Source organism: Streptomyces sp. NPDC019890, from assembly GCF_044903445.1.
Taxonomy (GTDB): domain Bacteria; phylum Actinomycetota; class Actinomycetes; order Streptomycetales; family Streptomycetaceae; genus Streptomyces.
Genome location: NZ_JBJDQK010000002.1, coordinates 838919 through 852086 on the forward strand (window position 1 = coordinate 838919; position 13168 = coordinate 852086).

A 13168-nucleotide genomic window follows, 5' to 3' on the forward strand; every position below is an offset into this window, starting at 1 on the left:
CGGAGGCCACAGGCGCATCACTCAACGTCCGCCGGAAAAACTTTCAAGATCTTTTACGGGGGTCCCCGGGCGGGCCCGCGCGCGGGTCTCAAACGGTCTCAGGCAGGATCTCGGGCGGGGTCCCGGGCCGGGTCCCGGGCAGGTCTCAGGCCCCTGCCACGGCCGCCCTGCGCCGGTGTCTGGCGACCCGCTCGCGGTTCCCGCACACCTCGCTGGAACACCAGCGCCGCCGCCGTCCGCGGGAGGTGTCCAGATAGACCCGCCGACAGTTGTCGCCCTCGCACTGCCGCAGCCGGGCCCTGGCCACCGGATCGGTCAGCAGCTCAACGGCGTCGCGGGCGATCGCGGCCAGCAGCGCCCCGCACTCGGGCGCGGCGCTCAGCGCCCGTACCAGAAAGCCCTCTTCGTCGCGTACGGCTCGGATGCCGGGCGGCGCTCCCGCGGCGAGGGCGTTCACCCGCTCCAGCGCGGACTCGGCGCTCCGGCCGTCGATCTCGGCCCGCACCAACTGGGCTATCCAGTCCCGCAGTTCGACGAAGCGGTCCACCCACTGGCTCTCCGTGCCCACCAGCTGAGTGCCCGCGGGCACCAGGCCGGCGCCCACCAGCCACCGGCCAAGCCGCCCGGCCCCGTTCAGCGGCTCGCGTCCGCCGGGCGGCGCCTCCGCGGTCGCCACCAGGTCCAGGCAGATCCGCCCGGAGTCGAACCTCCAGTCGTAGGAGGCTGCACCCGTCGCGCCTGCCACCATGCGCCTTGTCACCGCCCTCGGGGTCACCGCCGGGTCTTTCCACCAGAGTGCCCTGAGGAGCGTGCGGCCGGAACCCCTCGTGGTCCGGCCGCACGCGGGTGCGTCAGTTGCGGGCGATGCCCGGCGCGATGTCCTCGTACTGCTTTTCGTGCTGCTTCTCGTCCTGCTGCGAAGGCGCGGCGCGGCGGGCCCCCGTCGCGGGCGCCGGTTTGCCGCAGAAGGCCGCGTCCAGCGTCTTGGCCATGACGCCCAGCACATCACCGTTGTTGGAGGTGTTGGCGACCGCGGTGATGCTGCGCTTCCCGTCCTTCGAGGTGAAGGAGTACGTGTAGTAGCCCTGGACGGTGCCCGTGTGTCCGTACACCGAGACGCCGCACGACAGATCGCGGCGGCGCAGACCGAGTCCGTAGCCCTGGGTGCTGTTGACCGGTGTCCACTGCTGCATCTGCGCCAGCCGGTCGGCGGAGAGCAGCTTGCCGCCCAGCAGAGCGGAGAAGAACGTGTCCAGGTTCTTGGTGCTGGAGATCACCGCGCCGGCGCTCTGCGCCCAGGAGACGGTCTGCCGGGTGGAGTCGACGAGCGGCGCGCCCGCCTCGTCCGGGGTGAGATAGCCCTTGGTGTGCCGGCCCGGGAGCGCGGTGTCGGGGTGGACGTAGAAGGTGTCGCGCAGCTTCAGCGGCTTGATGATCCGGTCGCGGTACTCGGTGCTCAGGGTGTGTCCGGTGAGCTTCTCGATGAGCATGCCGACTACGACGAAGTTGGTGTTGGAGTACGAATAGGCCGCGCCGGGCTGGTTGTTCAGCGGCTTGGCCAGCGACAGGTCCACCAACTCCTGGAGGGTGAACACCCTGTTGCGTACGGACTCGAAGCCCGGGACCGTCTGCGCGAACATGTCGTTCGTGTAGTCGTACAGACCGCTGCGGTGGCTCAGCAGATGGCGCACCGTGATCCGGTCGTCGGGCAGCAGCCCGGGCAGATAGGTGTTGACCGAGGTGTCCAGGTCGAGCCTGCCCTCGTCGACGAGTTGCAGCAGCACCACCGAGGAGAAGCTCTTGCTGACGCTGCCGACCCGGAAGCGGTCCTCGGTGCTGATGGGCCGTCCCGTGGCCCGGTCGGCGATGCCTTCGGCGGCCTTGTAGACCGTGCCGTTGTCGTCGATCCGCGCCATCGCGCCGGGAGCGCCCTTCGCCAGCGCCGACCGCAACACCTCACGCAGTCCCGGAAGATCGGGCGCCGGCAGCCCCTCGGCCGCGGCCGGAGGGGTGCTTTCGGCGGCGGATGCGGCCTGCGCGGGAACTGCCAGTAACGACAGCAGAACCGCGCCCAGCGCCGTGCCGCTGCCCACCATGCCTGAGACCATCTGGTTCTTCTCCATTCGCGTACGAGCCGCGCCGCGGATGCGGACTCCGGCAACGGCTATACGCGTGGAACCCCAGGCTGGTTGCATCGGCCAGGGTGAACTCCCGGACCGGGGACGGGGACGGCTGGGCAGGGTGACGCGGCGCGGGGCAGCTGCCCTACCGCGTCACGCGTCCGTACTTCGTGTCCGCGGCCGGGTCCAGGGCCAGCCGATAGCCCCGCTTGACCACGGTCTGGATGAGCTTGGGCACACCGAGCGCCGTACGCAGCCGGGCCATCGCAGTCTCGACGGCGTGCTCGTCGCGGCCCGCGCCGGGCAGCGCGCCCAGCAGGTCGGCGCGCGAGACGACCCAGCCGGGGCGCCGTGACAGCGCGCGCATCAGGGCCATCCCGGCGGGCGGCACCGGCCGCAACTCGCGGTCGACGATGACCGCGTGACCGCGGATCTCGATACGGCGGCCCGCGACCGGGAGCGTACGGGCGCGGCCGGGCAGCTCAAGACCGAGCAGCTGCACCAGCGGCCCCAGCCGGAAGCGTTCCGGCTGCACCGTGGTGACGCCGCGGGCCTGCAGCGGCAGCGCCGTGACCGGCCCCACGCAGGCGGCCAGCACATCGTGGTCGAGAGCGTCCAGGAACTCGTGGAGCAGACCGCGGCTCTCGGCCCGGGAGAGCAGCGACGCGGCTGCCGGGGCGCTGGTGAAGGTGACGGCGTCCAGAGCGCGCGAGACGGTCGCGTCGAGGAGCCGGTCCAGGGGTGCGAGGTCTTCCGGCGCCATCCACCGGTAGACGGGTACGAGGACGACGTCGGCGCCCGCCGCCCGCAGCGCCTCGACGAACCCGGGCAGCGGCTCGCCGTGCAGCTGAAGCGCGATACGACGGCCCGCGACACCTTCGGTGAGCAGCCGGTCGAGTACCTCGGCCATGGACTCGGAGGCCGGAGACCACTCCTCGGTGAGCCCGGCGGCACGGATGGCGCCCTTCACCTTCGGCCCGCGGGCCAGCAGTTCCACGCCGCGCAGCCGCTCGAGCAGTTCCTCCCCGCATCCCCAGCCGTCCGCGGCCTCCACCCAGCCGCGGAAGCCTATTGCGGTGGTGGCGACAACCACGTCGGGCGCGTGGCCGATGAGCTCTTTGGTGGCGGCGAGCAGGTCGGCGTCGTCGGCGAGTGGAACGATACGCAGGGCGGGTGCGTGCACGACGGTGGCGCCGCGACGGCACAGCAGTGCGCCGAGTTCGTCGGCGCGCCGCGCAGCGGTGACCCCGACGGTGAAGCCGGCAAGCGGTCCGTGTTGAAGGTCTTGCATGTGATCGTCCCTACTCTGTCCCACCCTGTACGGATGTGGCGACCGAGCCTGCCAACGGTGCGTGACAGACTCGGTTCGCCGACATTTCTCCGGTGTTACACCTCTGCGTAGCTGAGCTGCGGCTTCGCTTCGGCAACCGGCTGCGAAACGGTGGCGGGCCGGCGAAGGTATACCGCCCAGGTCACCGCGAAACAGGCCGCGTAGAAGGCGAGGAAGGCGACGAACGCCGAGGTGCCGGTGTGCGCCGTCAGGAAGGACTGGCGGAAGGCGAGGTTGATGCCGAGCCCGCCGAGCGCACCCACCGCGCCGATCAGCCCCATGGACGCGCCGGACAGCCGCCGTCCGTAGGCTGCCGCCGCCTCGCCGGTCATGCCCTTGGCGATCGCCTTCGCCTGGAAGATGCCGGGGATCATCTTGTACGTGGAGCCGTTGCCGACCCCGGTCAGCACGAACAGCACGATGAAGGCTGCGGTGAACAGGGCCAGCGACTTCTCCACGGAGGCGAGTACGACGACCCCGGTGGCCACGCCCATGCCGAGGAAGTTCCACAGGGTGATGCGCGCGCCGCCGTAACGGTCGGCGAGCCAGCCGCCGAGCGGCCTGATGAGCGAGCCGAGCAGCGGCCCGATGAAGGTGATGGACGCGGCCTGCAGCGGCGTACGTCCGAACTGCGTCTGGAGGACCAGGCCGAAGGCGAAGCTGTAGCCGATGAACGACCCGAAGGTGCCGATGTAGAGGAAGGACATGATCCAGGTGTGCGGATCGCGCACGGCTTCCTTGGAGGCGCCGGTGTCGTTCTTGACCGGGGCGAGGTTGTCCATGAAGAGCGCGGCGCAGATCGCGGAGACCAGGATGAGCGGGATGTAGATCCCGAGCAGCAGGCGCGGTCCGGCGGCCGCTCCGATGACCGCGAGCCCGACCAGCTGCAGGACGGGCACGCCGATGTTGCCGCCGCCCGCGTTCAGGCCGAGCGCCCACCCCTTCTTCCGCAGCGGGAAGAAGGAGTTGATGTTGGTCATGGAGGAGGCGAAGTTACCGCCGCCGACACCGGTCAGCATCGCGACCAGCATGAACGTGGTGTAAGAGGTCCCGGGTTCCATCACCAGGTAGGCCGCGATCGTGGGCAGGAGCAGCATCGACGCCGCGATGATCGTCCAGTTGCGTCCGCCGAAGCGGGCGACGGCAAAGGTGTAAGGAACCCGGATGAAGGCGCCCACCAGCGTGGCCATGGCCACCAGGAAGAACTTGCCGGCCGGGTCGATGCCGTACTCGGGCCCCATGAACAGGACCATCACGGACCACAGGGTCCACACGGAGAAACCGATGTGCTCGCTGAGCACGGAGAAGGCGAGATTGCGCCGGGCGACCTTCTCCCCCTTCTCTCGCCAGAAGGTCTCGTCCTCCGGGTCCCACTCTTGAATCCAGCGGCCTGCCATCACGCGCCTCCACGGGTGTCGGGTACTGAGGCGAAGATATGGACGGCTCGTTTCGGCTCCGGTGGCGTGAGGTGACCGGTGCGAAACCTTGCTCTCACCCGGGCGTCACGTCCGGTGTGAGCCGGTCACCTCTCCCGGGACTCCCTGGGGATCCCCGGGGACCCCTTGCGGACGCCGTTTGGCCAGAGCCGCGGGCTTCGCTTGGCCGCCAGGTCCTCGATCCATCCCACGGCCATGATCATCAGCCCGATGAGCGGCCAGACCAGCAGGAACATCCAGATCGCATACGTCGTCTCCAGCGCGCCGCTCAGGTGCTCGTCCACGAAGGGTATCTCCCACAGCAGGTCGAGCAGCGGGACCGTCGCCATGATCAGGGCGTTGTGCCAGAGGTAGATCGTCACCGCGCGGTTGTTGGAGAGCGTGACGTACCTGTCGAAGCGGGCGAGCTTTCCGGGCAGCTCCTGCCAGGACGGGGAGTACTGGAGCAGGATCATCACAAAGCCGAGGGACCAGGTGGCCTGGGCCAGCGGGATGTCGTTCAGGTCCCAGCCGTCGACGGTCTGGTGGCCCGAGGCCCACCACAGGCCGAAGGCCATCACCAGGGCGGAACCGGAGATCGCCAGATGGCGCGGGATCTTCTGCAGCAGCCCCTCGTGGTGGGCGAAGCCGAGGACCCAGCAGGAGCCGAAGACAGCGAAGTCGGAGACCGCGTTGCCGGTCTCGCCCGGGATGTTCACCAGGCCGGTGCCGACGACCGCGGTCAGGCCGAGCGGCGCAAGCAGCGTCACCCAGGGCAGCCTGCGGAAGGCCCACAGGAGCAGCGGTGAGGCGATCACGAACCAGAGATAGGCGCGCAGATACCAGAGCGGACCCACCGCCTGGACCGCCCAGGTGTCCTCCAGCAGCCCCACCTTGTCACCGATACTCCAGGGGAACTCCGGGGCGCCGACCGGGACGATGTAGCAGAACAGCCTGGCGAACCACCACAGCCCCTCTTCCTTGACCGGCTTCCAGCCGGCCGCGAAGAGCAGGGCCAGCATGACGGCGCTGAATGCCCACAGCGGCGGCAGCAGCCTGCGGATACGGCCGCGGATCACCCCGAGCGCGGGCCGCGACAGCGAACGCGCCATCAGCGAGCCCGCCAGCGCGAACATCACGCCCATGGACGGGAAGACGATCGTCAGCCAGGCCCAGCCGAATATGTGGTAGACGACGACGCGGACCAGCGCGAGGGAGCGCAGCAGGTCGAGATAGCGGTCGCGGCCCGGCCGCGCGGCCTGTGCCGCCGGCGCCGGGGCCGCTGCGGCCGTGGAGGCGTGACTCATGCGACGGGCCTCCGGTCCTCATTGCTGCGGCGCTGGCTCGGTATGACGCCGGGCGCCTCCACCGCTCCCGTACGCCGCAGCTTCTGCCAGCGCAGCCGGCCGCCGGTCAGCGCCGTTATCCACGACTGCAGCAGCACGACGTACATCAACTGCCGGTACAGCAGCTGCTGAAGAGGCAGCGACACCAGATGGGTCATGCGCTCGCCGTCCAGCCGGAAGGCGTACGCGGCGCACACGAGCTGTACGGCGAGGACGCCCAGCCAGGCGGCGATCGTCTTCTCGGTGGGGCCGAAGACCAGTCCGTACAGCAGGAAGACGTCGATCAGCGGGGCCAGCAGCGGTGCGAGCACCATGAAGAGGGAGACGAGTGGCAGGCCCACCCGGCCGAAGCGGCCCGACGGCCCGCGCTCCACAAGCGCACCGCGGTGCTTCCAGATCGCCTGCATGGTGCCGTACGACCACCGGTAGCGCTGCGACCACAGCTGCTGAACGGTCTCCGGGGCCTCGGTCCAGGCCCGCGCCCGCTCGGCGTAGACGACGCGCCAGCCGTCGCGGTGCATGGCCATGGTGACGTCGGTGTCCTCGGCGAGGGTGTCCTCGCTCATGCCGCCGACCCGTTCCAGGGCCCGGCGGCGGAAGGCTCCGATCGCTCCGGGGATGGTGGGCATGCAGCCCAGCACGTCGTACATCCGGCGGTCGAGGTTGAAGCCCATCACATACTCGATGTGCTGCCAGGCCCCGATCAGGGTGTCGCGGTTGCCGACCTTGGCATTGCCCGCGACCGCGCCGACGCGGATGTCGCCGAAGGGCTGGACCAGCTCGCCGACGGTGGACGGCTCGAAGACGGTGTCGCCGTCCATCATCACGACGATCTCGTATCGGGCGTGCCGGATGCCGTTGTTGAGGGCCGCGGGCTTGCCCCCGTTGGGCTGCCGTACGACACGGACACCGGGCAGCCGCAGCGCCTCGACGATGTCCGCGGTGCCGTCCGTGGAGCCGTCGTCGATGACGATGATCTCGATGGGGTGGTCGCTCGCCATCAGCGAGCGGACCGTGTTGGCGATGCACTCGCGTTCGTTGTAGGCGGGGACCAGCACGGACACCGGACCGGTGATCGGAGCGCCCCAGCTGAAGCCCGGCCTGCGCACCTTGCGGGCATGGGCGAAGGACAGGATCAGCATCAGCCCGAAACGCGCCAGCACGAGCACGCCGATTGCGGCGAGGCCGACGACCAGGACCTCCGTGGTGTTCTCGGAGAAGGCGACGGAGGTGACGAAGGCCTTACCCTTCCACAGCTCGGGTCCGGTGACCTTGGTGTGGGCGCTGGGCGCGCCGAGCGCCTCGGTGAGGTTGGTGAAGCGGTAGCCCCGGTTCTTCATCTCCGGAAGGAAGCGGTCGAGGGCCGCGACGGTCTGCGAGCGGTCGCCGCCGGAATCGTGCATCAGCACGATCGAGCCCTGGGTGCCCTTGGGTGTGGCCCGCTTGATGATCGCGTCGACGCCGGGGCGCTGCCAGTCCTCGGAGTCGGTGTTGTTCAGGGCTGTGATGTAGCCGCGGCTGCCTATGTACTGCGTGACCGGCCAGGACTTGTTGTCCAGGGCGTCGGAGAACGAGGAGTACGGCGGGCGGAACAGCGAGGTGCGGATGCCGGCCGCGCCCGCCAGCGCCAGCTGGTTCTCCGAGAGCTCCCAGTCGATGCGCGCGGTGGACTGGTAGGAGAGGTCGGGGTGGTTGAAGGTGTGCAGTCCGACCTCGTGCCCCTCGCGCACCATCCGTTCCACCAGCTCGGGGTGGCGTGAGGCCATGGTGCCGGTGACGAAGAAGACGCCGTGCGCGTGGTACTTCTTCAGCTTGTCGAGGACCTTCGGCGTCCAGACGGGGTCGGGCCCGTCGTCGAAGGTCAGCACCAGCCTGCGGTCCGGGATGGTCAGGGTCTTGGGATCGGCCTTGTCGCGCGCGTCGATGACCGGTCCGCCCTCGAGGATCTTCTCGGGGACCTGGTCGGTCGGGGCCGGGGGGCGGACGCGGTGGTCGGCGAGGATCTCGCTGTGCACATAGCCGCGCAGCATCAGCATGGCGAGCAGTGCAACGAGGATGAGCACGGGCAGCAGATACCGCATGGGCATTCTGCGTACGGTCGGCCGAGATCTGGGCCGCCGGTGAGCAGCCCTGCCGTCGGGGGTTGTCATCTAGAGCGCGCCTTCTTGCACTGGTGGCTCGGTGGGGTCGCCGCTGGGGCCGGGGTCGGACGGCGTGGGCAGGGAGGGGCTGGTTTCCGGCTCGGGGCCGGGGTCGCTGCCGCCGCCGCCCGGCGGTGAGGCCGAAGTGCCGCCGCCGGGCCGGGTACCTCCGCCGGTGGGCTTGGGGGCTGCGGAGCCGGAGACACCTGGTCCCGGGGCGGCCGAGGCCCCGGCCGCGGTACCGGTGGACGCACCGTCGGAGGGTTGCGGCAGCAGTGCGCCGGTGGAGTCGGTGGGTGTGGGTGCGCCGGGTACGGAGCCGGGGGTGGCCCCTGCGCCGGCGTCACCGCTGGGGTCGGGCTGGATCTGGACGGTGTCGGTCCGCTTCTCGTCGTCCTGGCCGAGACCGGGGAGCAGGGGCGCTGCGGAGTTGCCGCCGAGGAGGGCGGCGACCAGCGTGATGGCGTAGCAGGCACAGGCGACGGCCAGCAGCCAGCCGACGCGGCGGAACTTCTTGCTGCGACGGCCGCTCTCGTCGACGAACACCGGACCGTCGGAAGTCTCCTGAGGAACAGAGGTGGCCGGCTCCCCCAACGTCCTGCCTCGGACGTCGAGTTGTACTGTCACCTCGCTCGGCTCATACGCATGCCCGTTACGAGCATCCTCGTGCCAATTTTCCACAGTTGTACGCACACCCCCACGACCTGAATAACGGGTGCGCTTTCATCTGGCCTGATCTCGTCGGACTGGGTCCCCACCCAGCCCGAGCGCCCCCTACCACACCCACCCGGACACTGAATGTAGCGCACGCCGGTGACACACGTGCTCTTGTGTCAGTTGTTGTCACACATCAGCGACATATCGCCTTCCGGAAGCCAGTCGTCAGGGTCACGTTCCAGCCACCCCTCCTCTGCCGCAAGCCGCGCCGCCGCCGACCGCAGGGCGTCCAGGCCCGGATGAGAGATCCCTTTGCGCCACACCATGGAGAGCGGCGACAGCGGTACGGGATCGACGATCGGGCGCAGCACGCAGTCCGGCATCGCCGGGAAATCCACGACCGCCAGGACGGGGATGGGGTTCTTCGCCATCACCCGCCGGAACTCCTCGACGCCCACGGCCATGGGCGCGGGCGGCGCAATCTCGATGCCCCGCCCGGCGAACAGCCGCCGCGCCAGGTCCGTCCACTCCAGGGTTCGCGGATTTCCTGCACCGGCATATACGCACTCACCCGCGAGCGCGTTCAACGGGATCCGCTCGCGTGCGGCGAGCGGGTGGTCCTGCGGCAGCAGCACGGCCATCGGCTCGTACCGCACCGGCTGATGGGACAGCAGCGCCTGTACGGCGGGTTCGAGCCCCGCGAAGCGTCCGAAGGAGACATCGAGCCGCCCGCCGACGATCTCGGCGGCGGCCCCGGTGAGACCGCTCTCGAAGCGGGCCATCAGCTCGCACTCCGGCGCGAGTTCACGCGCCCGGGCCAGCACGCGGCCGGAGGCCATGCCTGCGGTGTTCAGGTCGACGAGAAGGGGCCGGGAGGCGCCCGCCGCGGCTGCCAGCAGCTCGTCCTGCGCCTCGAGCACCCGGCGGGCGTACGGCAGCAGCCGCTCGCCGTCGCCGGTGAGGGTCACCTGCCGGGTGGTCCGTACGAAGAGCTCGACACCCAAGTCCCGCTCCAGCCGCCGGATATCTCGGCTGAGGGCCTGCTGCGCGACGTAGAGGCGGGCGGCGGCCCGGGTGAAGTGCAGTTCGCCGGCGGCGGCGACGAAGGCGCGGATCAGGCGGGGGTCGATGTCTCGGGGCACGCGGCCGAATTTACAACGGGGGTGCGTCAATGGGGCCCGAGCAGGTGTTGGACCGCGCGTGGCCCCCGCGGTGAGGGTTGCCCCATGCCTGTTCCCCACCCCGCCCGTTCCCGTAACCGGGGCTCCACCCCGGACCCCACGCCTCACACGCCGGCGAGACTGATTACGGGGCTCCGCCCCGAGCCCCGCTCCTCAATCGCCGGAGGGGCTGAAATTTCAGCCCGTCCGGCGATTGAGGACTGGGGGTCTGGGGGCGAAGCCCCCAGTTACGGAATGGGGGTACCTCCCAGGCGAAGCTCTGGGGGAGGGCGGGGTGGGGGAAAGTCCCGCCTCACCCCGTACCGCCGGCTCTTCGAGCCGCACGGCGCCACCACGTTCACCCTCGGCAACCTCATCGCCCGCCTCCCCATGGGCATGTTCAGCGTCAGCGCCGTCATCATGATCGCCGGGTCCCGCGGCTCGTACGCCCTCGCCGGGGCCGTCACCGCGACCGGGCTCGCCGCCACCGCGCTCGTCGCGCCGTGGAACGCGCGGCTCGTGGACCGGTGCGGGCAAACACGGATCGCCGTGCCCGCCACCGCGATCGCCGCGCTCGGCTCGCTCGCGCTGCTGCTCTGCGTACGCCTCGGCGCGCCCGACTGGACCCTCTTCGCCGCCTACGCGGCCACCGCCACCACCCCGAACACCGGCGGCATGTCCCGCGCCCGCTGGGCCCACCTCCACAAGGGCGACCCGGCCGCCCTGCACACCGCGAACTCCTTCGAGCAGGCAGCCGACGAACTCTGCTTCATGCTCGGGCCGGTGCTCGCGGCCTTCCTGTGCTCCGCGCTCTTTCCGGAGGCGGGCACCCTGACAGGCGTGATCCTGATGATGACCGGCGTACTGGTCTTCGCGGCCCAGCGCTCCACCGAGCCCCCGATCGCCCCGCGCCGGGCGGGGGTCCGCTCCCCGCTGCGTACGCAGGGCATGGTGCCGCTGCTCGCGGTCTTCCTCGCCACGGGCGCGGTCTTCGGTGCGCTGGAGGTCACGACACTCGCCCATCTGGACGGTCCTGTCGCGGGGTTGCTGCTGGCGCTGCAGGCCGCCGGGTCGTGCGCGGCGGGCCTGCTGTACGGATCGGTCCGCCCCGCCCGCAGTCTTCCGGGCCGGCTGACAGGCTGTCTCGGCGCCATGACCGCCCTGATGGCCCTGCCCCTGCTCGCGGCCGGCACGGGCTCGGTGTCCGTCCTGGCCGTCGCTCTCCTGCTGGCGGGCGCGGCGACGGCGCCGACCATGGTGACGGGCATGACCCTGGTGCAGCGGCTGACCCCGCAGGACAGCCTGAACGAGGGCATGACGCTCGCCGTCACCGCGATCCTCGGCGGCATCGCGGCCGGCTCGGCGACGGGCGGCGCGGCGGTGGAGCACCTGGGCGCCGCACACGGATACCTGGTGCCTGTTTCGGCTGCGGCGGCCGCACTGCTGGTCGCGTCGGCAGTCAGGGCCCGGCTGTCATGAGCACAGACCCGAGGCGGTACGCTGCACCGCCCCCGGAAGCGGGGGCCTACGTTCCGCTCAGGGGAGGGCTCATGGCCATCAAGAAGGCAACCATCCAGCAGCAGGTGGCAGCTGCGATTGCACAGGCCAATCCGGCCGACCGGCCGATCGTCACCATCCAGGCCATAGCAGGCCCCAGCGTCTGGCTGATGAGCATGCTCGGCCTGATCGGCCAGGCCTTTCTCACGTACTACTTCATCACCGTGACCGAGCAGGCCGTGGTGGTCCACAAGGCGGGCCGGATGAGCAACCGCCCGCAGGAAATCGCCTTTGCCCTGACGCCGGCCGAGGTCACGGGAATGATCGGTGAGATCAAGCGCAACGCCGTCTGGAGCTCGTTCCGCTTCCAGCTGCCGGGCCAGCCGCAGCCGACCCGGATGAATGTGCACCGCATCTGGCGCGCCGAGATGGACCAGCTGCTCGGCGTGCTGACCGGCTACCAGCCCACGGCCTGAGCAGCGCGTTCTGCATGACGAAGGCCCGGCTGTCGCGACAGCCGGGCCTTTGTCTCACATGGGATGAGTGGAGATGGCGGGAATCGAACCCGCGTCCAACGGTGCAGAATCAGGGCTTCTCCGAGCGCAGTCCGCTTCGATTTTCTCGGCCCCGGAGATCTCGCGGACAAGTCTCCGACGGGCTCAGTCACTGTTTGATTTCCCTCTACGCCCCGTGACCGGGCTTAGAGGTTTAGTTCCCTAGCTGATGCCAGGATCCGGGTCGGGAACAGCCCCGGGCTGACACCCGAAGGCCTTCGCTAGCTGCTAATTAGGCAGCGAGCGCGAAGGCGCGGGAATCGCTCTTGGAAGTGGCGATTATTGGTTGCGACATATGGTTAACGAGATCATTGCCGCTTCCTCGGCTCGCTTCCCCTGCTTCGACATCCGCTGTCGAAACCGATCATCCCCATGTTGATTTTTCAAAACACGCACCCTCTGTGAGGTGCAGGTGCCATCGTACGTGACCAACGCACGACGGTGCCAGCCTATTCCTGCCGATCAGGCCCGCTGGCGCTTCTTCGCAGCCGAGACGGCACGGTCCGTCTCGCGCCGGTCCTGCTTCTCGCGCAGCGTCTGCCGCTTGTCGTACTCCTTCTTGCCCTTCGCCAGCGCGATCTCGACCTTCGCCCGGCCGTCCTTGAAGTACAGCACCAGCGGCACGATGGTGTGGCCGGTCTCCTGCGACTTCGACTCGAGCTTGTCGATCTCGGCGCGGTGCATCAGCAGCTTCCGCTTGCGCCGCGCGCTGTGGTTGGTCCACGTCCCCTGCGTGTACTCCGGGACGTGCACGTTGTGCAGCCACGCCTCGTGGGCGTCGATCTGGACGAAGCCGTCCACCAGCGAGGCCCGCCCCTGACGCAGCGACTTCACCTCGGTACCTGTCAGCACGAGACCGCACTCGTAGGTGTCGAGGATGGTGTAGTCGTGCCGCGCCTTCTTGTTCTGCGCGATCAGCTTGCGCCCTTTTTCCTTAGCCATAGTGCG

Annotated in this window: 11 protein-coding genes and 1 other RNA gene; 2 read left to right on the plus strand and 10 right to left on the minus strand. The window is 69.6% G+C overall.

The annotated features are described in order from the left end of the window. Positions 1-145: 145 nt before the first annotated feature. From ACI2LP_RS08135 to ACI2LP_RS08170, 8 genes are all read right to left on the minus strand, one after another. Entirely contained in the window at positions 146-748 is a 603-nt protein-coding gene (locus tag ACI2LP_RS08135; RefSeq protein ID WP_404723689.1) for a CGNR zinc finger domain-containing protein, read from the minus strand. A gap of 103 nt (positions 749-851) precedes the next feature. Continuing rightward, positions 852-2123 (minus strand): serine hydrolase domain-containing protein, encoded by a 1272-nt coding sequence (locus ACI2LP_RS08140; protein ID WP_404723690.1) that lies wholly within the window; start codon positions 2121-2123, stop codon positions 852-854. Positions 2124-2265: 142 nt separating this feature from the next. Continuing rightward, positions 2266-3411, minus strand: a complete 1146-nt coding sequence (locus ACI2LP_RS08145) for a uroporphyrinogen-III synthase (protein ID WP_404723691.1) — start codon at positions 3409-3411, stop codon at positions 2266-2268. A 95-nt stretch (positions 3412-3506) separates the two neighbouring features. After that, complete coding sequence (locus ACI2LP_RS08150) at positions 3507-4847, minus strand: nitrate/nitrite transporter (protein WP_404723692.1); 1341 nt, start codon at positions 4845-4847, stop codon at positions 3507-3509. Positions 4848-4972: 125 nt separating this feature from the next. Continuing rightward, positions 4973-6172 carry an acyltransferase gene (locus ACI2LP_RS08155; protein ID WP_404723693.1) on the minus strand — a complete coding sequence of 400 codons (1200 nt, stop codon included), beginning with the start codon at positions 6170-6172 and terminating at the stop codon, positions 4973-4975. Then, positions 6169-8292 carry a glycosyltransferase gene (locus ACI2LP_RS08160; RefSeq protein WP_404723763.1) on the minus strand — a complete coding sequence of 708 codons (2124 nt, stop codon included), beginning with the start codon at positions 8290-8292 and terminating at the stop codon, positions 6169-6171. The genes ACI2LP_RS08155 and ACI2LP_RS08160 overlap by 4 nt, the downstream gene beginning before the upstream one ends. Positions 8293-8361: 69 nt before the next feature. Next, entirely contained in the window at positions 8362-8898 is a 537-nt protein-coding gene (locus tag ACI2LP_RS08165; protein WP_404723694.1) for a hypothetical protein, read from the minus strand. A 287-nt stretch (positions 8899-9185) separates the two neighbouring features. After that, entirely contained in the window at positions 9186-10151 is a 966-nt protein-coding gene (locus tag ACI2LP_RS08170; protein ID WP_404723695.1) for a LysR family transcriptional regulator, read from the minus strand. A 273-nt stretch (positions 10152-10424) separates the two neighbouring features. Here ACI2LP_RS08170 and ACI2LP_RS08175 point away from each other — a divergent pair, with 273 nt between their 5' ends. Both ACI2LP_RS08175 and ACI2LP_RS08180 read left to right on the plus strand, forming a co-directional pair. Further along, positions 10425-11648 (plus strand): MFS transporter, encoded by a 1224-nt coding sequence (locus ACI2LP_RS08175; RefSeq protein ID WP_404723696.1) that lies wholly within the window; start codon positions 10425-10427, stop codon positions 11646-11648. A 71-nt stretch (positions 11649-11719) separates the two neighbouring features. Further along, positions 11720-12142 (plus strand): hypothetical protein, encoded by a 423-nt coding sequence (locus ACI2LP_RS08180; protein ID WP_404723697.1) that lies wholly within the window; start codon positions 11720-11722, stop codon positions 12140-12142. Between the two features lie 65 nt (positions 12143-12207). Here the strand turns inward: ACI2LP_RS08180 and ssrA are convergent. Continuing rightward, positions 12208-12592: a transfer-messenger RNA gene (ssrA, locus tag ACI2LP_RS08185) on the minus strand. A gap of 90 nt (positions 12593-12682) precedes the next feature. Then, positions 12683-13162, minus strand: coding sequence for an SsrA-binding protein SmpB (gene smpB / locus ACI2LP_RS08190; protein ID WP_266475953.1), 480 nt, complete (start codon positions 13160-13162; stop codon positions 12683-12685). Positions 13163-13168: the final 6 nt, after the last annotated feature.